This window comes from Clostridium ihumii AP5 (genome assembly GCF_000612845.1).
In the GTDB taxonomy this organism is placed as follows: domain Bacteria; phylum Bacillota; class Clostridia; order Clostridiales; family Clostridiaceae; genus Clostridium_J; species Clostridium_J ihumii.
Window position 1 is genome coordinate 1 of record NZ_CCAT010000083.1, and the last position, 24,871, is coordinate 24,871.

At 26.3% G+C, this 24,871-nt stretch carries 18 protein-coding genes; 14 read left to right on the forward strand and 4 right to left on the reverse strand.

Annotated features, from left to right (window positions below; translation table 11 throughout):
- Positions 1-6,740, forward strand: a 6,740-nt coding sequence (locus tag BN346_RS21355; protein ID WP_040329927.1) for a DUF7507 domain-containing protein, incomplete at its 5' end; no start/stop codon positions are given.
- Positions 6,741-6,853: 113 nt separating this feature from the next.
- Here BN346_RS21355 and BN346_RS15830 read toward each other — a convergent pair.
- On the reverse strand, positions 6,854-7,279 hold the full coding sequence (locus BN346_RS15830) for a hypothetical protein (RefSeq protein WP_040329928.1): 426 nt from the start codon (positions 7,277-7,279) through the stop codon (positions 6,854-6,856).
- Positions 7,280-8,129: 850 nt separating this feature from the next.
- Here BN346_RS15830 and BN346_RS15835 point away from each other — a divergent pair.
- The 12 genes from BN346_RS15835 to BN346_RS15890 all read left to right on the forward strand — a co-directional run bounded on the left by BN346_RS15835 (position 8,130) and on the right by BN346_RS15890 (position 20,660).
- Positions 8,130-8,588, forward strand: coding sequence for a hypothetical protein (locus BN346_RS15835; protein WP_040329929.1), 459 nt, complete (start codon positions 8,130-8,132; stop codon positions 8,586-8,588).
- 80 nt (positions 8,589-8,668) lie between these two features.
- A complete protein-coding gene (locus BN346_RS15840; RefSeq protein ID WP_040329931.1) occupies positions 8,669-9,124 on the forward strand; it encodes a hypothetical protein in 456 nt (151 codons plus the stop codon).
- Complete coding sequence (locus BN346_RS15845; RefSeq protein ID WP_040329932.1) at positions 9,125-9,628, forward strand: hypothetical protein; 504 nt, start codon at positions 9,125-9,127, stop codon at positions 9,626-9,628.
- Between the two features lie 210 nt (positions 9,629-9,838).
- Positions 9,839-10,963, forward strand: coding sequence for an SEC-C metal-binding domain-containing protein (locus BN346_RS15850; protein WP_040329933.1), 1,125 nt, complete (start codon positions 9,839-9,841; stop codon positions 10,961-10,963).
- 506 nt (positions 10,964-11,469) lie between these two features.
- Positions 11,470-12,180 (forward strand): EcsC family protein, encoded by a 711-nt coding sequence (locus BN346_RS15855; protein ID WP_040329934.1) that lies wholly within the window; start codon positions 11,470-11,472, stop codon positions 12,178-12,180.
- 91 nt (positions 12,181-12,271) lie between these two features.
- Positions 12,272-12,727 (forward strand): hypothetical protein, encoded by a 456-nt coding sequence (locus BN346_RS15860; protein ID WP_040329936.1) that lies wholly within the window; start codon positions 12,272-12,274, stop codon positions 12,725-12,727.
- Positions 12,728-12,921: 194 nt separating this feature from the next.
- A complete protein-coding gene (locus tag BN346_RS15865; protein ID WP_040329937.1) occupies positions 12,922-14,571 on the forward strand; it encodes a ribonuclease J in 1,650 nt (549 codons plus the stop codon).
- A 284-nt stretch (positions 14,572-14,855) separates the two neighbouring features.
- Positions 14,856-15,545, forward strand: a complete 690-nt coding sequence (locus tag BN346_RS15870) for an NAD(P)H-hydrate epimerase (RefSeq protein WP_051540458.1) — start codon at positions 14,856-14,858, stop codon at positions 15,543-15,545.
- Between the two features lie 96 nt (positions 15,546-15,641).
- Positions 15,642-16,832 carry a pentapeptide repeat-containing protein gene (locus BN346_RS15875; RefSeq protein ID WP_040329938.1) on the forward strand — a complete coding sequence of 397 codons (1,191 nt, stop codon included), beginning with the start codon at positions 15,642-15,644 and terminating at the stop codon, positions 16,830-16,832.
- A gap of 151 nt (positions 16,833-16,983) precedes the next feature.
- On the forward strand, positions 16,984-17,745 hold the full coding sequence (locus BN346_RS15880) for a MerR family transcriptional regulator (RefSeq protein WP_081771044.1): 762 nt from the start codon (positions 16,984-16,986) through the stop codon (positions 17,743-17,745).
- Positions 17,746-17,864: 119 nt separating this feature from the next.
- Positions 17,865-19,316, forward strand: a complete 1,452-nt coding sequence (locus BN346_RS15885) for a UDP-N-acetylmuramoyl-L-alanyl-D-glutamate--2,6-diaminopimelate ligase (protein ID WP_040329940.1) — start codon at positions 17,865-17,867, stop codon at positions 19,314-19,316.
- A 504-nt stretch (positions 19,317-19,820) separates the two neighbouring features.
- Positions 19,821-20,660, forward strand: coding sequence for a GNAT family N-acetyltransferase (locus BN346_RS15890; protein ID WP_040329942.1), 840 nt, complete (start codon positions 19,821-19,823; stop codon positions 20,658-20,660).
- Between the two features lie 48 nt (positions 20,661-20,708).
- Here the strand turns inward: BN346_RS15890 and BN346_RS15895 are convergent, their stop codons facing one another.
- Positions 20,709-21,254 carry an NADH peroxidase gene (locus tag BN346_RS15895; RefSeq protein WP_040329943.1) on the reverse strand — a complete coding sequence of 182 codons (546 nt, stop codon included), beginning with the start codon at positions 21,252-21,254 and terminating at the stop codon, positions 20,709-20,711.
- Between the two features lie 280 nt (positions 21,255-21,534).
- On the opposite strand from BN346_RS15895, the gene BN346_RS20685 reads away from it, so the two are divergent.
- Positions 21,535-23,856, forward strand: coding sequence for a sensor histidine kinase (locus BN346_RS20685; protein ID WP_051540459.1), 2,322 nt, complete (start codon positions 21,535-21,537; stop codon positions 23,854-23,856).
- 96 nt (positions 23,857-23,952) lie between these two features.
- Here the strand turns inward: BN346_RS20685 and BN346_RS15905 are convergent, their stop codons facing one another.
- Positions 23,953-24,396 carry a DMT family transporter gene (locus BN346_RS15905; RefSeq protein WP_040329944.1) on the reverse strand — a complete coding sequence of 148 codons (444 nt, stop codon included), beginning with the start codon at positions 24,394-24,396 and terminating at the stop codon, positions 23,953-23,955.
- 16 nt (positions 24,397-24,412) lie between these two features.
- Complete coding sequence (locus BN346_RS15910; protein ID WP_040329946.1) at positions 24,413-24,835, reverse strand: DMT family transporter; 423 nt, start codon at positions 24,833-24,835, stop codon at positions 24,413-24,415.
- Between the last annotated feature and the right edge of the window lie 36 nt (positions 24,836-24,871).

The window sequence follows — 24,871 nt, forward strand, 5'->3', positions numbered from 1 at the left end:
TATTACCAAATCCAAATCCTGTACAAAATATAGGAATAGTAACAGTACCAGGACTTCCACCAGTAAATACAAATCCAGTAAATACTACAATAAATCATGCAGATCTAATAAGCCAAGGAAATTTAGTTAAATCCGTAGATAAGACTGTAGCTACTGTTGGAGAAACTGTAACTTATACAATTAAAGTAACAAATACAGGAAATATACTTGCAAATCCAGTAACACTTACAGATGTAGTACCAAATGGAACAAGTTATAAGACTGGTACGTTAACAATAGATGGCAATCCAAATGGAGGAAATCCAAATAGTGGAATAGCAATAGGACCAGTAAATCCAGGTCAAACAGTGACGGTAGTATTTGGGGTAGTAATAAATACTTTACCAAATCCAAATCCAATGCCAAATAGTGCGAAAATAGATTATCAGTATCTAGTAAATCCAAATGGAACGCCAACAGAAGTTACAGGAAATAGTAATACAGTAGAAACAGCAGTTGGAGATATAAAAGTTAATAAATTAGTAGATAAAGCGTTTGCAGATTTAGGTGATACTATAACCTATACAGTAACAGTAAACAACCCAGGAATAACACCAGTAAATAATGTATTATTTACGGATGCATTACCAAGTGGAACAAGTTATGTAAATGGCTCATTAACAGTAGATGCACCATTTACTGGAATAAATCCTATGACAGGAATAACACTAACAAGTGTAGGTTCAGGTCAAACAGTAACAATAACTTGGAAAGTTACAGTAGGAAATGTATTACCAAATCCAAATCCAGTACAAAATATAGGTGTAATAACAGTACCAGGATTACCACCGATAAATACAAATTCAGTAGATACTACAGTAAATCATGCAGATTTAATAAGCCAAGGTAACTTAGTTAAATCCGTAGATAAGGCCATAGCAGCAGTTGGAGAAACTGTAACTTATACAATTAAAGTTACAAACACAGGAAATGTAATGGCTAATCCAGTAACACTTACAGATGTAGTACCAAATGGAGCAAGTTATGTAACAGGAACGTTAACAATAGATGGAGTTCCAAATGGAGGAAATCCAAATAACGGAATAGCAATAGGACCAGTAAATCCAAATCAAACAATAACAGTAATATTTAAAGCTAAAATAAATACAATGCCAAATCCAAATCCAATGCCAAATACGAGCACAATAGATTATGAGTATTTAGTAAATCCAAATGGAACACCAACTGAGGTTACAGGAAATAGCAATACAGTAGAAACAGCTGTTGGAGATATAAAAGTTACTAAAGTTGTAGATAAAGCATTTGCAGATTTAGGAGAAACTATAACCTATACAGTAACAGTGAATAATCCAGGAGTAGCACCAGTAAGTAATGTATTATTTACTGATGGAGTACCAAGTGGAACAAGTTATGTAAATGGTTCATTAAGTGTAAATACAGCTTATACAGGAACTGATCCAGCATCAGGAATAACACTAACAAGTGTAGGTGCAGGTCAAACAGTAACAATAACTTGGAAAGTAACTGTAGGAAATGTATTGCCAAATCCAAATCCAGTAGAAAATATAGGTATAATAACAATACCAGGACTTCCACCAGTGAACACCAATCCGGTAGAGACACAAATAAATCATGCAGGACTACAAGGCATAAAAGAAGTAGATAAAGTAGAAGCAGCAGTAGGCGAAACTGTAACTTATACAATTACAGTAACAAACACAGGAAATGTTATAGCAAATCCAGTAACACTTACAGATGTGGTGCCAAATGGAACAAATTATGTGAGTGGAACATTGACAATAGATGGAGTTGCAAGTAGTGATGATCCAAGTACTGGAATAAATTTAATATCTATGTCACCATTACAAACAAAAGTAGTTAAATTTAATGTGATAATAAACAAATTACCTGTTCCAAATCCGATGATAAATTCAGGTGATTTACAATATCAATATCTAGTAAATCCAAGTGGAAATCCAATACAAGCAAATACTAAAACTAATGAAGTAACAACAGCAGTTGGAAATGTTGTGGCACAAAAATCAGTAGATAAATCATTTGCAGACCTAAGTGATACAGTAACTTACAAGGTAACATTAATAAATTCAGGAATAGTAGCAGTAAAGAACGTATTATTTAAAGATGCAGTACCACAAGGAACAAGTTATGTAACTGGTTCATTGAGTATAGATGCACCATATGCAGGAGTGGATCCACAATCAGGAGTTACTATAGCATCTATAAATCCAGGTCAAACAGTAACAATAACTTGGAGAGTTTTGGTGGGAAATGTAATACCAACAACAAATCCAATAGAAAATATAGGAACTATAGAAGTGCCAGGAACAACACCAGTTAATACTAATCCTGTTGAAACTCAAGTAAATCATGCTGATTTACAAATTGCAAAAGCTGTAGATAAAATTGAAGCAGCTGTAGGACAAAATGTAGTTTATACAATTACAGTAACAAATACAGGAAATATAGTAGCGAGTCCAGTTACAGTTACAGATTTGGTTCCAAGTGCAACAAGTTATGTGAATGGAACACTAAAAATAGATGGTGTTACAAGTTCAGATAATCCTAATACTGGAATAAATTTAGGAGCCATAGCTGTAGGTCAAACAAAGGTTATAGTATTTAGCGTAGTGATAAACACATTACCAAATCCAAATCCAATGAAGAATACAGCATTAGTAGATTATGAGTATTTAGTAAATCCAAACGGAGCACCAGTAGAAGCATCAAAAAATAGTAATATAGTAGAAACAGGAGTAGCAGATGTAAGAATTAACAAATTAGTAGATAAAGCATTTGCAGATTTAGGAGAAACTATAACTTATGCAATAACAATAAATAATCCAGGAATAGTAAATCTAAATAGTGTGTTATTTACAGATGGAGTACCACAAGGAACAAGTTATGTAAATGGTTCATTAACTGTGGATACAGCATATACAGGCACTAGTCCACAAACAGGAATAACAATAACTAGCATAGCACCAAAGCAAACAGTAACAATAACTTGGAAAGTAATAGTAGGCAATGTAATTCCAAATCCAAATCCAATAGAAAATACAGGAATAATAACTGTTCCAGGAGCACCTCCAGTGACTACTAATACTGTAAAAACTACAGTAAATCATGCAGATTTGGCAAGTAATGGAAATCTTGTTAAGCAAGTTAATAAAAATTTTGCAGATTTAGGTGAAGTAATAACCTATACAAAAACTATAACTAATACAGGAAACGTGCCAGCAAATAATGTTGTTTTAACTGATATAGTACCAAATGGAGCATCTTATATAAATGGAACTTTAACAGTTGATGGTGTACCAAATTCAAGCAATCCAAATACAGGAATAAACATTGGAACTATAAATCCAAATCAAAGTGTAGTTGTAGTATTTGATGCAAGGGTAGACACATTACCAAATCCAAATCCAATGCCAAATAGTGCAGATGTAGTTTACAATTATGTAGTAGATCCTAATAAACCAGCAGCAAATGGTTCAGGAACTAGTAATGTAGTAGAAACACAAGTAAATCATGCAGATTTAATAAGTTCTGGTAATTTTGTAAAAACTGTTGATAAGGCAATAGCTGATGTAGGAGATGTAGTAACTTATACAGTAACAGTTAAGAATACAGGAAATGTAGCAGCAAATGGAGTAGTGGTAACAGATATAGTACCAAATGGAGCATCATATGTAAGTGGAACATTGACAGTTAATGGAGTAGCAAATATAAGTGATCCTAATAATGGTGTAAATATTGGAAGTATAAATAGTAATCAAACAGTAACTATAGTATTTAAAGTAAAGATAAATACTATACCAAATCCAAATCCAATGCCAAATAAAGCAAGTGTTGTTTATAATTATATTGTAAATCCGACAGAACCACCAGTAAGTGTAACAGGAAATACTAATATAGTAACAACACAAGTAAATCATGCTGATTTAGTTAGTCCAGGCAATTTTGTAAAAGCTGTAGATAAAGAGTTTGCTGATGTAGGGGATACAGTGACCTATACAATAACAGCTAAAAACACAGGAAATGTAGCAGCTAACAATGTTGTAATAACAGATACAGTACCAAATGGAGCATCATATGTAAATGGAACATTAACTGTGAATGGAGTAGCTAATGCAAGTAATCCAAACAATGGAATAAATATAGGAAATATAAATCCAAATCAAACAATAAGTATAGTATTTGATGCTAAAATAAACACAATACCAAATCCAAACCCAATGCCAAACAAGGCTGAAGTTGATTACACTTATATTGTGAGTTCACAACTTCCACCAGTGGGCGTAAATGGAAATACTAATACAGTTTTGACTACAGTAAATCATGGCGAAATTCTTCCTGAAAATGCAGTTAAGAGTGCAAATAAATCAGCAACAACACCAGGTGATTTAGTGACTTATACAGTAACTTTAAGAAATACTGGTAATACAGCTATTAATAATGTAACAGTTACAGATGTAGTACCTTCTGGAACTACATTCCAAACAGGCACTGTTACTATAAATGGAATAGCAGATGTAAATGCAAATCCAACAGTTGGAATAAATGTTGGAACTATAGGAGTAAATGAAACTTGTACAGTGACTTTTGTTGTTAAGGTTGAAAGTGATACAATAGAAACATTAACTAACAAAGCAACAGTTGATTATAGTTATGTAGTTAATCCAAAAGAACCACCAAAGAATCAGACAGTTGATACTAATACTGTAAGTATAGATAATTTAATTCCTAAATTAACAATAGTAAAAACAAGTAACGTTTCAGGAGCATTAGTTAATGATATTATAAGATATACTTTAAATGTAACTAACTCAGGACAAGTAAATTTAACAAATGTAATAATTAAAGATGTATTAACATCAAATCTTCAATATGCTAATAATCTAACAGTAAATGGTATATCAACTACAGGAGATATAACTACAGGAGTTAATATTGGGAATTTAGCTATAGGTTCAAATAAAGTAGTATCATTTGATGCAAAAGTTATTTCTATACCAGCTAGTTCAAAAGTAATAAATTCAGCAACTGGTAGTTATAGTTATACAGTTTCAGGAACAAGGTTTAACGGAGAGACAACAAGTAATGATAGGATAGTTACTATTTATAATCCAAAATTAACATTAACAAAGGTAAGTGATAATAATGCTGTAGTTGTTGGACAAAACTTTAATTACGTTATTAATGCAATTAATGAAGGCGATATTATAATAAATAATGTTATTATAAAAGACGCACTTCCAAGTGAATTTAAAGTTGAAACAATAACAGTTGATGGAAATGTTGTAAATGGAGATATAGGTGCTGGCATAAATATAGGAAATTTAAATGTAGGTGTAAATAAAGCTATAGTTTTATCAATAAAAGTTTTAGAAGACTTGAAAGATACCTTTAAAAATATAGTTAACGGAACTGGAACTATAAATGTAGATCCATCACAAAATCCTAGATCAGTAAATGGTAGTGCAACAGATACAACAGGAGTTACAGTTTATAATCCACAGCTAAGTTTGGTGAAAACTGCTAGTTCTAAATATGTTGTTTCAGGAGATATAGTAACTTATAAAATAGTTGCTAAAAATACTGGAGATATTGCATTAAATAATGTAATAGTTTCAGATATATTAAATTCTGGACTTCAATTTATAAGTGGAACTGTAAAAATAAATGGAGTATTAAATAAAGATGGATCAATTATTTCTGGTGTAAATATAGGAACCTTAGATATCGGAGCATCAGTAGTAGTTACTTTTGATGTAAAAGTTATAGCTAACGTAAGTGGAGATGTTCAAAATATTTCAAGTGGTAGCTATGAGTATACTCTTCCAGGCAAAAAACCACAAAATGGAAGCAATAATAGTAATCCAAATGTTATAAATGTTAATATTGCAAATATAACAGTAGATAAATCTGTAGATAAAAAAGAAGCATCATTGAATGATATACTAACTTACACTGTTAATTTGACTAATGATGGAAATTTAGATGCTATAAATGTAATATTTAGAGATATTTTGCCACAAGAAGTTACCTTAATTGATGGATCATTTACTGTAAATGGAATTGTTATAAATAATGTTGATTTAGCTAAGGGCGTAAATATTGGAAATATAGCTAAGGGTAAGACTAGTACAATTCAGTATAAAGTAAAAGTTATAGACAATAATTGTAATGGAGTAGTTGTGAATTTAGCAAATGTAACTTTCCAATATATATTGAAAGATGGAACAATAGGAACTAAGACAAGTGAATCAACAAGTAAATCATCAACTACAGTAAAAGTTAATATTTCAAACTTTAAGCAATTAAGTGTAGATGAATATTTAGCAATACCATCACAAAAACCAAATATGGAAAGTATAAATAATATTACAGCAACTGCTAAGATAGTTTCTTCATATGTTATTAACACTATAGAGAGTACTTCAAAGGAAGGTCAAATATTATCAGGATATAAACTAATAATAAATGGAGTACTAGAACAAGCATTAGAATATACTGCTTGTGATATGGAGCAAACAGTTCATTCAGCACATTATTCTGTACCATTTAGCACATTTATAATTTTGCCATCAACTTATAGTAAAGGTAATAATATAAATGTAGAAGCAATTGTAGAAGATGTTTATTATAAACAAATAAATGAAAGAGAATTCTTCAAGAATGTAACACTTTTAGTAGTTGCAAATATTATGAAATGCTAGATAGTAAAAGATAAAATATATTTAATTTAAAAAAACTTAAATTATAAAATAAAAAAAGAAGAGCTATCTTATTCTAAAGTTATATAAGATAGCTCTTTATTAAATTAATTTTATCAATTGATAGAAAAAACTAAGGATATATATTCTAGAATAGTTCGATTATTTATGTATTTTATATTAGTTGCATCTATAAAACTTTTAATGTTAAAGTTTAAATTTTCATAGTTTTCATATGAATTTGAAGGGAGTGTTACCAATGAACATTTCCTAAGAGAAGGTAAAATTGCAATAAAGATGTTGTTATTTTCATTATTACTCAGATATTTAAGGGAGTGATTTATTTTATAATCAATAACAAGTTGATAACCAGATAAATAATCACCACTAAATGAACGGGCAATAGGTGTTGAAATTATTTTTTTATCTACAATTTCTATATCAGTTATTATGGAAATTGGAACTTTTATATCCATAGCGTTTTTAGAAATAGAAATATAATTTGAAAAAATTTCGTTTTTAAATAATGTTAGTTTGCTCAAATTCTTTAAACCTCCTTTTCTATTTTTAAGATAGATAATTTTATGTAGGTACTTTAAATTATTAATTTATAATTGTTTCCCTATATAGGGTTCCAAGTTGAAACTTTAAATAATAGCTTTCTCAAATGATATTATTAAGCTTACAGTTTATTCTAATATCATGTTTGGACCCAAGTAAAAAGTAAGAGTGAAGAGTGAAAAGTTATGGTTAATATTACTCACTTCGTTCTTAATATTTAAAATAGGAATACTTAAAAACTATGTTTTTATATTGTTTTCAACTGATTTGCTTTGCAAATTTAATAAAAAACCATTGTTTAAAATTGGAAATCTAATTTTTACATTCACTTTCAATTTTTAATTTTCCATTTTCAATTAAATTAATTAGAATTCTAAATTGAAATAAGAGTAATTTCATTTTTAAGCTTGGAATATTATATAAAAATAAAAAACTATATTTATATAATAATATAAAAGTTTAATTCAATTTATGCATACAGTGTATACATAAAGTCATATATATATATTGAAATTGAAATTTAATTATAGTTAATAAAATACAAAGTAAAATTTACTAATTAAAATTAAAAACTAATGAATTAATTGATAAGTTATATAATTTAACAAAATATAAGTATGAATCATATAATATAAATAGGGTGTATATAGGGTTCCAAGTTAATCTTCATAATTATTAGTTCCAAAACTTGGATAACCTTAAGAGTGAGACTAGCTCGGAATCATTTTAAAGTAAGCATCTCTTTTAAAAGTAATATATTTACAGCTAAAAAAATACTTTTTAATTCGAGCTTGTTTCCCTATATAATTAGTATCTTGAAAGGGGGATAAAATGGAAGGAGAATTTTCCCTAAAAGAATTATCCAATAATACTAACAATGAAAAATATGGAGAAAGAATCAAATTTAATAAGTTAGCATCTTTTAATAAGATAGTATATATAGATAATAGTGAATTAGAATATTGTTATACTATAGAAAATTGCTCTCAACTTAAGAGTGAAGCTATAAATTTTATGGTAGAAGAATGTGAAAATGAGTATAAGTTAGATGTAACATTAAAAAATAAGGAATATGTAAAAATTTATGGACAAGTAAGATATACTCAAAAAGATATGTTAGCAAGTGATGTAATTGTTACATTATATAAATTAAGCATTTTAAATTTTAAGGAAGAATATATTCCCATATGTGAAACTATTACTGATTCTATAGGAGTTTTTCAATTTGTATTACCTATAGATATAGAAAATGATAATTATAAGATTAAATTAAGTGAAATTGCTATATAAGTTATAAAATAGCTCTGATTATATTTTATAAACAGGGCTATTAACTATAATTATTTGTGTAAGAAAAGGACGAGGAGGATATGAAAAATGATTTACAATATATAACTGATAAAATTTTATATGAAGATAGAAGGTTATTTAAGGAATTTAATATAAAAAAGACAATTTATATAAAAGAATTTTCAAATGGAAAAGATAAAATATTAGATATAAAAGTAAAAGAAGTTTTAAATAAAAAAAGATTTATAAATACTCCAATGGGTATATCATTAGATGGGAAAATTTTAACAGGAATAAAGATTAAGTTAAGTTATCTATTAGAAATAAGTATTAAATATATAAGCAATGATTTGAATGGAGAATTAAGAATATACAAAACCAATGTATGGGTAAATAGCAGCATTAATTGTGATGAAAAGATTTTAAAAGATAATAATTTTTCTTCAAAAATATTAATTGAAGATGTAAAAGTAGTAAATTTAAATGAATTATTTTTATATATTACAGGATTTATAATGTTGGAAGAGGATTTTTAAATGGAGGATAATGAAAACAAAGTTATATATATAGGTGTTAGTGATCATCTACCAAAGCTACCAAAATATTTTTCCGAATTAGATGCAGGAATAGAGGTAGATTTCAAAAAATATAAATTAAATATATCTAATATATTATCTATAGATTTAGATACAGAACTTTTAGATAAGAGAATTATTGAATTAGAGAAGATGATTTCAAATGATGGACAAATAGTAACTAAATATACATTAAAAACTAATATATTAGTAGATTTGAAAATCAAATGTATGACTAGTAATGATTTATCTATGGTTAGAATTGTACATGAGAAATTTATAAAAAGCATAATGATAAGTTTACCTGATAAGGAAAAAGATATAGATACAAAAAAGTTATTTAAACAGAATAGATTAAAATTAGAAACTTATGTTGAAGACATATATTGTGAATTATACAATAATAAAATGAACTGTCAAATAGCAATCTTCATAAATTGTAATTTTGTAAATATTAACAATTAGTATTCAAATTAAGTAGTTTAATTACTTTATTTGAATTTTTTTACTTTAAAACTTGCATAAAAATATGATAAAGTTATAATAAATAGTAAAGTGTAAAAATAGGACTAGATTATTATTTTGTAAAATAATAATAAATTTTAGTCTATTTAAGGTAGTTAGAACGTTAAAACTACTAAAGAAAATTAAAATATTTTGGGAGAGAGTTTACGAATGATTGATGATATTCAAAAGAATATAGTTGAATTAAATAAAAGTTTAGCTATTAAAAAAGAAATAAAATATAATTTAAAAGATTGTTTAAGTGATCTTACAAAAAATAATTTAAATGAATTAGCTGCAATATATCAAGTTGTTGGACGTCATAAAATGAAAAAAGATGATTTAGTTTCAACATTATTTGATTCAATGCAAAACGAAGATGTAATTTATAATGACTTAATTTCCATAGATGAAAATGGTATGGAATTACTTAAACAACTTCAAAAAGAGAAATGTATAGAATGTACTACATCTCCAGTATACAGTTATTTATTTTTATATAATGTAGGTGTTATATTTACATATGTTAAAGATGATAAAGTATTTATGGTTATGCCTAAGGAAACAAAAAAAGTTATAGCAAAAGTTGATTTTGAAAAATTAGCTTTAGAGCAAGAAAGATATAGAAGTATAGAAAAGTATCTTGTTGCTTTTTCTAACTTATATGGAATATTTGAACCAGAATTACTTATTGAAACATTTAACGAACAAAATAGTGAAAAGTTAGATGATAAGGAATTAGAAATTGCATTAAATAAGTTTATTGGTAAAACTGGGCTAGTTGATATAGTAGATGGTGAAATTGTTCATGAAGCTTTATTATCAGTAGAAGGTGATATAGAGCAATTAAAAGAGTTAAGAAGAGGAAAAGAGTATTATAAAGCTAATGAAGAAACTGTAAATAACTATGCTCATGATGGATATATAGATATAACTGATGAGCATATAAAGTTTAAAACATATTTAGAAAATATCTGCAATGATGATGATAAGGTAAGTAAGATATTTGAAGATATATGTATAACATTAAGTACTATAGATTTTGATGCTCATGATTTAGGTGGATATTTACAAAGAAATAATATAGAAATAAAGAATAGTAAACAATTTGAGGAAGTTTTAAAATTAGTTATAAATGTTAGCAACAATACAAGAAAGTGGGCTAATAAAGGATTTACAGCTAATGAAATTTCAAAAGAAGTATTAAATGACAATGCTATGAAAAAAGTAGTTGGAAGAAACGACCCATGCATATGTGGTAGTGGGAAAAAATATAAAAAATGTTGTGGGAAATAATTAGTTAGATATAAAATACTGTTATCAAGATAATTTTTAAATTATCTTGATGCAGTATTTTTATTTTAAAATGAAATTATAATATATAAGATTATACATATGTTAATTATAAATTTAAGATATAATTAATATATAGGAATACAAGTTGAAACTTTAAGTTACTCATGTTTCAGTTGAGAAAGATAAATTGAAAGTGCTATACAAAATTAACAATTAACGATGAACAATTAACAATGAAGGATAAAACTGACGTCTCAGTTTTTTGAATTAAATTTTATAATAATTTGCAAAGCAAATTAGTTAACGAATAAAAAAATAGTTTTTTATATTTCTATTTTAGATATTAGTAATGAAATGAGTAATATCAACCATCATTGTTAACTGCTAATTGATAATTGTTAATTGGTTACAAATATGATAATAGAATAAATTGTAAGATTAATAGTATCATTTGAGAAAGCTATTATTTTAAATTTAAACTTGGAATCCTATGAAGTGGAGGAAGTATGGATTATAATGAATTTGCAAAGTTAGAGCTGGAGAGATGGAAATATGATATGAAAAAGAAGCCATCAATATTTGATATGGCATCAAAGGGTATTCAAAATAAGTTTAATGGAATTTTGCCTAATAAGTATCATGAATTTATGACTACAGCTATAAAGAATATGGTTAAAGCAGTATTGTTTGGGTCTACGTATTTGACTAAAAAGCCATATTTGGGACTAAGTTTAAAGGAACGTGAAGAATTAATTATTGAAAAGACTAAGTTGTATAAGAATACTGCAATTATAGAAGGTGCTGGAACAGGGGCTGGAGGTATAATGTTAGGACTTGCAGATTTTCCATTGCTATTAAGTATAAAGATAAAATTACTTTATGATATTGCTGCAATTTATGGATTTGATGTTAAAGATTATAAAGAGAGAATATATATATTAAATATATTTCAGCTAGCTTTTTCCAGTCAGGAACATATAAATAAAGTATTCCATAGAGTAGAATATTGGGAGGCATATGTAAATGGATTGCCAAGTGATATAAATTCACTTGATTGGAGAGAGTTTCAGGAGCAGTACAGAGATTATATAGATTTGGCAAAACTTTTGCAAATGGTTCCAGGGATTGGAGCATTTGTAGGTGCATATGTAAATAATAAACTTGTAGACAAATTGAGTAAAACGGCTATTCAAGCATATAGGATGAGAGTTTTATAAATTATATTTAGAAAAGGTTACACTTACGTAAATGAATGCATATTATGTAAATAATAGAAACAAATCGGTACGTGAAGGAGGTAATCTTTATATGGAAAATAAAATTTATTGCAAGGAGATACCTTATGCAGCAAACTTATGTATTAAAGCATCTAAACCAAGTATTAAAAGTGTTAATAAATCAAATCTTAAGATAAGAATGCTAAGTTGTAAGATAATTAAAACTTGCCTAGGAAATAGATTACTTATAAAGGGATATAAGCTTACAGAAGTGAATTATAAACCTAATGACAGTAAAGAGAGAAATACATTTATAACATTCAAGCAACCATTTTTAGAAATAGTACCATTAAATAAAGATGGAGATGTAAAAATTCGCAATGTTGTACCTAAAGTAGAATTATGTGAAATTGAAAAGGCAAATGAAAGATGTTTTCAAGTTTTTGCTTTAATTAGTATACAAGTAGAGGTGGAGGAAGAAACTCAAGAACAAGTTTTTGATAAACATGAATATGATAATGAAAATGACATAGAGGAAGAAGAATAGAGAAAATACATTGTTTAAAAATTGAGATTTTGAGTTTGTAAAATTAGAAATAAGTATATCTTATTTCTAATTTTTTATTTTAAGAATTTAATCTATAACATTAGGAATAATAATAAATAAAAAAAGCAAGAAATTGAAAATGTAATGTTTCATAAAAATAAATTTTGAAATCACAGTGAATAGGAGGAATTTATATGGTTAAAGTTATTCCTTTAGGCGGACTTGGAGAAATTGGGAAAAATATGACGGTTATTGAGAGTGATAAAGAGATAATTATAATAGATTGTGGAGCTGGATTTCCAGATGAAGAAATGTATGGAGTAGATTTAGTTATTCCTGATATAAGTTATTTAAAAGAGAAAAAAGATAAGATACGAGGAATATTTATAACGCATGGACATGAAGATCATATTGGAGCACTTCCATATATTCTAAAACAAATTAACATACCTATTTATGGAACAAAGTTAAGTATCGGGCTAATAGAAAATAAATTAAAAGAACACAATATATTTTCTGAATGCAAATTAAATGTTGTAAATTCAGGTGATAATATAAGTTTCAAAGAGTTACGAGTTGAATTTATTAGAAATACTCATAGTATAGCTGATTCATGTTCATTAGCAATTCACACTCCAGAAGGAACAATAATACATACAGGAGATTTTAAAATTGATTATACACCTATTGATGGATTAGTTATGGACTTAGAAAGAATGTCAACATTAGGCAAAGAAGGAGTTCTTCTTTTAATGGCAGATAGTACTAATGTTGAAAGAAAAGGTCATACTATTTCAGAAAAAGCTATAGGGGATAAATTAAATAGAATTATTGAAAATGCTGATGGTAGAGTAATAGTAGCTACTTTTGCATCTAATATACATAGAATACAACAAATAGTAGATGCATCAATAAAGAATAATAGAAAAATTGCATTTAGTGGTAGGAGTATGGAAAATATATCAAATGTTGCTACAGAACTTGGCTATTTACATATTGAAGAATCATACAGAATAAGTATTGATGAAATAAAAAATTATAGAAATGAAAATATAACTATAATAACAACGGGGAGTCAAGGAGAACCAATGGCAGCGCTTGCACGAATAGCTTTTGGAACACATAGAAAAATAAGTATAGAACAAAAAGATTTATTTATAATTTCAGCATCACCAATACCAGGAAATGATAAACTTATATCAAGAGTTATTGATGAATTATTTAGAAAAGGTGTAGATGTAATATATAAAGATTTAGAGGAAATTCATGTGTCAGGTCATGCATGTCAAGAAGAGTTAAAATTAATTCATGCACTGGTTAAACCTAAATATTTTGTTCCTGTACATGGTGAATACAGACATTTAAAACATCATAAAGATTTAGCAGTATCTTTAGGTATGAAAAAGGAAAATGTTTTTATTTTAGAAACAGGAAAGGTCTTAAGTATAGAAAATGAAGAAGCAAAAATAAATGGAAGAGTGAAAACAGGAAAAATATTTGTTGATGGTTTAGGTGTTGGGGATGTAGGTAATATTGTTCTTAGAGATAGAAGGTTCTTAGCAGAAGATGGAATGCTTACTATAGTTGTTGCAATAGATAATGAAACATATAGTATAGTAGCAGGTCCAGATATTATAACAAGAGGATTTGTTTATGCAAAAGAAGCTGGTGATTTAATAAATGAAATGAAGGATATTGCAAGAGTTGAGCTTGATAAATGTTTAGAAAATCAGATAGTAGAATGGTATGTTTTAAAAAATAATATGAAGGTAGCTTTAGAAAGATATATATATGAAAAAACCAAGAGAAGACCAACTATAATACCTATAATAATGGAAGTTTAAAATAATTTTAAAGAATGGTTTTTTATTAGATTTGCAAAGCAAATTGGTTGAAAATAATATAAAAACTTAGTTTTTAGGTATTTCTATTTTTAATATTAGGAATGAAATGAGCAATATTAACCATAAATGTAAATTTTCAATTGTAAACTGGTTCCAAATATAAATATAGTAATATAGTTAGTATAATTTGATAAAGAGATTGCTTTGGATTTGGAACCCTATAATGTATTATAATTTTATATGTAAGAAAGTATAAAGAGTTTTGTTTATTTGGGGGGAGTATTATGATTAATGTTAATGCAGAAACTATGAGAAGTATAGATAAATATTGTATAGAGGTTCTTGGGATAAGTGGAATGATTTTAATGGAAAATGCAGCTATTAAAATATTTACTGAAGTTAAAAATGAGTTAGTTAAAAATAATGGACAATATATAAGTATTTTTTGTGGAGTTGGAAATAACGGAGGAGATGGTCTTGCAGTAGCAAGGCATTTGTATTTAAGTGGATATACAGTAAATGTGTTTATTTTAGGAAAACTTGAAAAAGCAAGTAATGATTTTAAAGAGAACTTTAAAATCATAAATAACATAAATAAATTTGATGATATGAAGATAAATATAGAGATGGTTACAGAAGAAAATATTAATTTTATAAATGAGAAAATTAGAAATAGCCATATAATTTTAGACGGAATTTTTGGTACTGGATTAAAAAGAAAAGTTGAAGGAGTATATAAAGAAGTTATTTTAACTATAAATGAAAGTGGCAAACATATAATGTCTATAGATGTACCATCTGGACTTGATAGTGATAATGGAATTGAATTAGGGGCAGCTGTTAGAGCTAATAAAACCATAACTTTACAATTAAAGAAAAATGGATTTTTAAATGAACAAGCAAGAAAGTATTGTGGAAAAATAAAAATAGTTGATATAGGAATACCTGATTTTGTTATAAATAAGTTTTTATAAAATATTTAAAATAATATTTAGTACATATTTACTGTTAACTTTGAAAATACTAAATTAGACTTTCTAATAGTTAATTTTCTTAGTGGAGGATTAAATATGGGATATATTAATTTTAAAGAAGAAGTTTCAGTTGCAAAGACTGAATTAATTAATAGAATAAATAACAATGAAAATATATTAAATAAAATGAAGAAAGATAAATCATTAGCTAAAGGATTTAGTCCAGATAAGGATTATAGTTATAAAGAAACAGAAGATGTATTAATAGGGAAAAATACTACAGAAGATGAAGAAAGTTTTTTAATTATAAGAAATACAGATTTTGTATGTGCTAAGTTTATTCAATGTAAATTTGAAAATGTAAAATTTATAGAATGTAATTTTATAGGATGTATTTTTGAAAAATGTAAGTTTTGCAATGGTGGAGTAGTTTTTGATAAATGTAATTTTATTAAAGATGATAGCAATAAAACTCCATCATTAAACAAAGAAGATAATTTCAGTTGTTATTTTAAAGATTGCAAATTATATGCTAAGTTCTTAAATAGTAAAGTAAGTTATGCAATATTTGAACAATGTTTAATGAAGAATACTAATTTAGAACAAAGCAATTTTAGCAATGCAATTATTATTTATAGTGAATTAAAAATGTTTATAGTAAAAGATTGTAATTTAACTGGAACTAAATTTGTTAAAACATATATTAGTGATTTAGAATTTAGAGATATAAATAAAACTAAGTTAGATGAAAAAACTTTTTTTGATAAAATAGAAGTTAGAAAAAAAACAAGAGATGAATATGAAGGATTATATACTGTTTATGAGACATTAGCAGATAAGTTTAAAGAAAACACGTTGAATAACAACTTTGGTGAATACTATTACTTATGCAAAACTATGCAAAGAAAAACGTTAAAATTAATACCTAGAATTGGTTCATACTTATATTTAGTTACATGTGGTTATGGTGAAAGACCTTGGTATGCATTAATAACATCATTAGTACTAATTTTTATATTTGCTGTTATTTATTTATTTAGTGGAATAGATTTAGAAGGAGATGCAATTCAGTATACAGTTAACACAATTTCAACTATATCATTTAAAGATTTTATTATGCATATGAATGAAACATTAAACTTAAGTACAGGAGCATTTGTAGGAGTTGGATACAATAATGCTAAACCAACAGAAATAAGTTACACTGTAGAAAATATAGAAATGATAGTTGGGGCAATAATGATGGGCATTGGTGTAGGAACGGTAACAAGAAAATTAGTAAGATAAATTAAAACATCTATATTTTTAGATGTTTTTTTATTTATAAATGAATTAAAATTTTGCAATAAAATATATTAAAAACTTTATGATTGAATGAAAAAAGTATTGACTCTAACGTTACGTGACAAATTATTATTAGTTTATGGGAGGTGTTAAAGTGAATTATAAAATTAAGGAATTATCAATTTTAGCAGGTGTAAGTGTTAGAACACTTCAGTATTATGATGAAATAGGAATTTTAAAGCCAAAATCAGTTAATGAACATGGTTATAGACTTTATAGTGATAATGAATTAGAAAGATTGCAGCAAATTTTATTTTTTAAGGAGTTAGATTTTTCTTTAATAAGAATAAAAGAGATATTAGATAATCCTAATTACGATAAAGAACATGCAATGAAACTTCAAAAAGAATTGTTAATTGAAAAAAGAAAAAGGTTAGATAAAATAATAAACTTAATAAATAAGACAATAGAATGTAATAAAGGAGAAATAGAAATGAGTAAAAAAGAAATGTTTGAGGGATTTAGTATGAAAGATGTAGAAGCATGTAAGGAGAAGTATTCTAAAGAGGCGGCAGAGAAGTATGGTAATACAAAAGCTTATGATGAATGCACAAAGAAAACAGAAAAATATAAAAAGGATGATTGGAATAAAATCAATGAAGATGCTAATGAAATATATAGGAATATTGCAAAACTAATGGATAGGAAGGCTGATGATAAAGAAGTACAACTGTTAGTTGAAAAGTGGAGAAATCATATTTCTAAAAATTTCTATGATTGCACTCCAGAAATATTTAGAGGTCTTGCTAAAATGTATGTACAAGATGAGAGATTTACTGAAAATATAGATAAGTTTGGTGAAGGACTTGCTAAGTTTTTAAGCGAAGCAATGATTGTATATTGCAATAGACTTTAAAATTAATTATATAATAGCATTTTTTACAATGAAATTAGCATTTTAAACAATAAACATTGCAAAAAACAACTATATAATAAATATTATAACATTAAATTTGTATAGTTGGAGGATATGTTATGAAAATATATGAATTACTTGATAGTATAGATTATGAAATACTTCAAGGGGATGTAAGTGGAGAAGTTAATAATATATGTTGGGATTCAAGAAAAGTTAAATTAGGTGACTTATTTATATGTGTAAAAAACAGAAATATTGATAGACATGATTTTATAATGGAAGCAATATCAAATGGAGCGAAGATAGTTGTTGTTGAAAAATTAGTAGAAAGTATCCCAAAGAGTATAACATTAATAAAAGTTAATGATTCTAGGAGAGTCATGGCTCAAATTGCAAATAAGTACTATGGAAAATTATCCGATAAAATTAAATTAATAGGGGTAACTGGTACAAATGGGAAAACATCTATAGCTTATTATGTTTATGAGATTCTTGAAAAAATGAAAATAAAAACTGGAATTATAGGAACTATAGAGAACAGTGTATGCGGTAAAAAATTAAATATAGAAAAATTAAATCCTACTACGCCAGATTGTATTGAACTTCAAAAAATGTTTAAAGAAATAATAAAGAATGATGCAACACATATAGTTATGGAAGTATCATCTTCAGCATTATCTCAGGATAGAGTATATGGGTGTAATTTTGAGATAGGTATATTCTCAAATTTTACTCAAGATCATTTAGAAGAGCATAAAACTATGGAAAATTATAAAAAAGCAAAAATGAAGTTGTTTAATATGTGTAAAACTGCAATTATAAATATTGATGATTCAGTTGGAAAAGAAATTGTAGATAGTAAATGTTGTGATATTATAACTTATGGAATACAAGGAAATGCAGATTTTAAAGCATCTGATATAATATATTTAAATAATGGAATGAAATTCAAACTTAGATATAAAAATTATGAAAAGGAAGTTTATTCTAAATTAAGTGGTAAATTTAATATTTATAATATACTTGCAACTATTGCAACTTGTTATAAATTAAAAAAAAATTTAGATGAAATAATATTATATATTAGTAAAATAAAGGGAGAACCAGGTAGATTTCAAGTAGTAAATAATAAAAAAGGAGTTATGAGTATTGTAGATTATGCCCATAATCCTAATAGTTTAGAGAATATATTGAAATCAGCACGACAAATATGTAATAAAAGGGTTATAGTTGTATTTGGGTGCGGTGGAGATAGGGATAAAAGTAAAAGATCCATAATGGGGAAAATAGCAGGAGAACTAGCTGATATGTGTATATTAACGTCAGACAATCCTAGAAATGAAGAAGCTAATAAAATTGTAGAGGAAATAGAAAGTGGATTAAAATATACAGAATGTTGTTATAAAAAAATAGTAGATAGAAAAGAAGCCATTTTATATGCAATAAAAGAAGCAAATCAAGATGATATTGTAATCATTGCTGGAAAAGGACATGAAAAATATCAAATATTTAAAGATAAAACAATATATTTTAATGATGTGGAAATTATAAAAAATTATGATGTATAAAATAAGAAGTCAATTCTTTAAAGAGAGTTGACTTTTTATTTTTAATTATTTTCTCAAATATCTGTTTAATAATGCGTTGAATGTAGCCAAGCTCTAAAGCAATGCTTGTATATTTCATTAAAAGTATAATGACTTATAGCTAAGTTCAATTTTAAAGTAAGTGTAGCTAAATTTTTTGTGTTATTATGATTTACAATCAGCATCAATTCTAACTTGTAGGTTAGGTCTTGAATAATTTAAAAAAACTTCAATTAAAAAGGTTTGCATGTTTTAAGAATGGGATTTGAATTGATTATTTACAAATGAATAGCCATTTCATAGAAGTTTTCAGTGAAATGTTTTAGTAAAGTATCATTGAAAGAAATTATAGAAGATTTGGAGAAAAGCAAAAATTATAATTTTAAGTTTACTTATTTTTACTGCAATGATAAAATTTAAAATATAAAAACCACACAATGAGATGGTTGTTAATGAAAATTTTTACATTTAACAAGGAGAAGTATTATGATAATTTATAAATCTTTGAAGGACGTTTCATATGAGGAAATTTCAAGATGTTTCAATCTCGCTTTTTCTGATTATAATTTGCCATTGCAGTTAACCGAAAAACAGATTCAAACTCACTTTGAAATGAGTGGAGTGAATAAGGAATTGTCATATGGAGCATTTTTAGATAATGAAATGGTAGGATTTATTTTTAATTCATGTAACATTTATAATGAAGAAAAAGTGGTGTTTGATGCTGGTACAGGTGTTGTGCCCGAACAAAGAGGGAAAGGCGTTTTTACTAATCTCTTTAATTTTAATGAACAAGAGCTACAGAAGTATAAAATAAAGAAATACTATTTGGAGGTTTTGCAACAAAACAATAAGGCAATAGAAGCATATAAAAAGAATGGATTTGATATTGTAAGAGAATTTTCTATTGTAAAAGCAACTAACACTGGACTAAATATTACTACAGAACCGATGGATTACATGGAACTTAGCGATTTTAATATTTCAAGTATAGAGAATTGCAATTTAGTAAAACCATCATATGAACATAGCACGAATGTGTTAAAAATAAATTCTGACTGCTATAGTGTAGCTTTTACAGAAAAGGAGAATAAAGTAGTGACTGCATTTTGTATTTTCTCTAAAGTAACAGGTAGCATTGTTCAGCTTGGATATACCAATATAGAAGATTTGAAAATAATTATTGAACAATTACTATTAAGGTTCAAAGACGTTACAATTAAAAATATTGACATTAATTATTCTGAGGTATTAAATTTACTTCATGATATAGGTTTTCATGAAATCACAAAGCAATTTGAAATGTCAAAGAAAATGTGCAATTAGATATAAATAAAAAATCAACTCTTAAAATAGAGTTGATTTTTATTATTATTATTTTCCAAAATATCTATTTAATAATCCATTGAATGCAGCTCCATGTCTTGCTTCATCTTTACACATTTCATGAACTGTGTCATGAATAGCATCTAAGTTTAATTTTTTAGCTAGTGTAGCTAAATCTTTTTTACCTTGGCATGCTCCGTGCTCAGCATCAACTCTAGCTTGTAAGTTAGCTTTTGTATCAGCTACAACAACTTCACCTAAAATTTCAGCAAATTTAGCAGCGTGCTCAGCTTCTTCCCATGCTATTCTTTTATATGCTTCAGCAACTTCAGGGAATCCTTCTCTATCAGCTTGACGGCTCATAGCTAAATACATACCAACTTCAGTACATTCTCCTATAAAGTTAGCTCTTAATCCTTCGATAACTTCAGCATCTATATCTTTAGCAATACCAATTCTATGCTCATCAGCAAATGTCATAGTATCACATTTTTCTATAAATTTATCAGCTCCAACTTTGCAAACTGGGCAAACTTCTGGTGCCATTTCTCCTTCATGAATATATCCACAAACTGTACATACAAATTTTTTCATAATTATATACCCTCCTAAAAATTCAAATCAAATTTCGTTTAGTATGAAATATGTTAAATTATTTTATTTATTTTCCTTACAAGATTTAGTATACCAACTTAAATAATGAATGTCAACAAATAATTAATATTATTTACAAATAAATTTGTAAATTTTATAGTAAATAATATAAAAAAATGTATATTTGTGTTATAAATAAGATGATAAAGATAAATAAGATGTTATAATTTAAATATGTAATATTTAGGCCTTTGGTATAATTTAGGGGGAATAAAAATTTATGAATATAGAATTAACAGGATCAACGGAAAAAATATGGTTGCTTAGATTTAATAGAATTGCAACAAGGTTAATATTTTTAATAAGTATTATATTTATATTAGGTATGTCATTTATAAGTGAAACTCCAGGTTATGAAATTAAATTTATATATAATTTGAAAGTTGTAAATTCTACGCTAGCCATTATTTCTATAGCTAGTTGTTGGTCGTATTATTATATGCATAAGAAAAATGATTTTTTTATAATTGCATTAATGTATTTAAGTTTTGCGATAGAAAGATTTTTAGTAAATGCTATGTTTGATAGTATAGAGTATGAACAATTTGCAATTTTAAATGCATCAATAATACCATATGCAATGAGAGCTATATTGATAACATATACAATTATTGAAGATAATAAAAAAATAGATAAATTTTTAAGCAAAAAATTTATTTTAGCCAGCTTAGTATGTGTTGCAACATGGGTGTTAATTATGTTAGATAAAAGATCTATAGTAAATAATTATAAAAATCAAAATATTAAGTTAATAACATTTGTAAATATAATATTTATAATTTATTATTTTAGTATAATAATTGCTTGGAGTATAAAAAATATTAAAAGAAAAGATTGGTTATATACAATATTTATTATTAGTATGAACTTTTTTACGTTAAGAAGAATTTGTGTGGTAAGATTTCTAAATATAAAAAATATTAATTTGTATAATATAGGCAATATATTTACTTTTATTGGATTTTCAGTCGTGATTTTAGGTTTATTTATTGAAATGGATATGAAAATGAAAGAAAGTGAAGTCTTAAAAAAAAGATTAAAACTATTTTATGATATAACAGAAAATAATCAAAGTAGTGGTGTCATTATATGTGAAGAAGGAACTGAGATTATTTATACAAATAAATTAATAAGACATGAACTTAGTAAGGGCAATGGAGAATATAGAAATTTAGAAGAGTTCATAAAAAATTATATAAAAGATATAAATAATACAAAAAGCAATAGTAGTGAAAAGAATGCATTTAAGGACATAGTTTTTGATGATAATGAAGTTAGAAGTATAAGTGTAGAAAAAATGAAGGTAGGTCATGGAAATATAGAAGTAGCTACTATTATAGATGTGACAGAAGAATACGTAAAAAATGAAAAGTTAAGAATAAATGAAGAAAAGCTTAAAACTATAAATGACAATATAAAGGATTTAATTATAACTATAGATAGTGAAGGATATATAACATATGTTAACAATACAGTAATAGAAATTTTAGGATATACAGAAGATGAAATTAGAAAATTTAGGTATATAGATTTAATGACAATAACAAAAGAAAATTATGATAAAAATTTAAACTGTGGACAAGGTAAACTTTGGATAGAACATGATATGAAATGTGTAAAAGGAAATAATATACCAGTAGAGTCATTAATAAGTCCTATGATTAATGATAGAGGAAAAGAAATAGGAAGAATAATAGTAGCTAGAGATTTAAGCTACAGAAAAGTTGTTGAAAATTTACAAAAACAATATGAAGAAATAAAAGAGTATGATAGAGTAAAAACTGAGTTTTTTGCTAATCTTTCACATGAAGTAAAAACACCAATAAATGTTATTTATTCATGTATACAGCTTTTAGAGAGTAAGAAAAGCAATGATAGTTACAATTTTGAAACATATTATAATAAGTATGAAGAAACTATGAAACAAAATTGTTTAAGATTATTAAAACTTGTAAATAATTTGCTTGATATTGTAAAGATAGATTCTGGTTTTATAAAAATGAATTTTGGTAATTATGATATTGTAAACTTAGTTGAAGATATAACTTTATCAGTAGTACCATATGTTCAAGTTAAAAATATAAATATTATATTTGATACAGAAGTGGAAGAACTTATTATAAGGTGTGATCCAGAAAAGATTGAAAGAATAGTACTTAATTTATTATCAAATGCAATAAAATTTACTGAAAATGATGGGAATATATTAGTAGACTTAAGTATAGATGAAGAATGGGTTACTATAAAAGTTAAGGATGATGGAATAGGAATACCAAAAGAATTAAGAAAAATTATATTTGAAAGATTTATTCAGGTTAATAGTGAGAAAAGTAGAAAGAAGGATGGAAGTGGAATTGGATTGTCATTAGTAAAATCATTAGTGGAATTACATGATGGTAATGTATTTTTAGATGATAATGTAGAAAAAGGTAGTGAATTTGTAGTTAAGTTACCTAATAAGAGAATAAATGAAGATATAGAAGAAGTTAAAAATTATGAAAAAAATCAAGGTAAATTATCTGTAGAATTTTCGGATATATAAAAAGTTAAAATATAAATTGAAATAACTTTTTAAAATAGGTTTTGAAATGAAGATGAAATGCTATAAAGCTATGATTATTAATAATCATAGCTTTATTTATATAGACTTAAAATCTTTTTTATCAATTAATATATTTATAATTAATCCAATTAATACAAATAAACCTCCAATTATTTTACCTTTGGGTATCATGTCTAAAGTAATATAATCAATTAATATTCCAGTAAATAGTTGACCAACAAATATTATTATTGTGGCATAAAACACTGAAATCTTAGGTGTTACATAATTAGAAAGAAGTATTACTAAAACTCCAATTCCACCACCTATATATGCAAATAAAGGTATATTAAAAAATGAAATAGTGGACAATAATGGGAGTTCTTTCGTGAATAATAAAAATAATATAGAGGTTAGTAAACCCACTAGAAAATTATAAAAGGTGCCTTCAAGTAAACCAAGTTTATCTGCAAGATTAGAATTTAAAATTCTAGCAATTGTTATGGTGACACCTGCTAAAATACCAAGTATAAAAACCAATGTAAATCCCTCATTTCTAATAAATTGTCATTATGATAATTCCTATAGTCATCAATGCAAAACCTAAGATTTTCTTTTTGTTAAATTTATTTATTTTCATACCCAATAGTCCGTAATGATCTATTATCATAGATGTCAATGATTGTCCTAAAAGGCCTAAAGATAAAGTAAGTGAAATTCCAACAGCATTAAATGAGATATTATTAAATAAAACAGTTAAAACACCTATGGCTCCAGCACTATAAAGATATAAGGGGATATTTTTATTAAATATAATTTTTCTCTTAGAAAATAACATTACGAATATTGTAGATAAAAGACCAACTAGATGGACTATAACAGTGGATGTATAATTACCGATATTTTCTGATAAAATTCCATTAAATGTAGTCATTAGAGTAATCAATATACCTATTAATAGACAATATAAATTATTCATTAGTATCACTCCTTAAACATTTCATAGTATGAACAA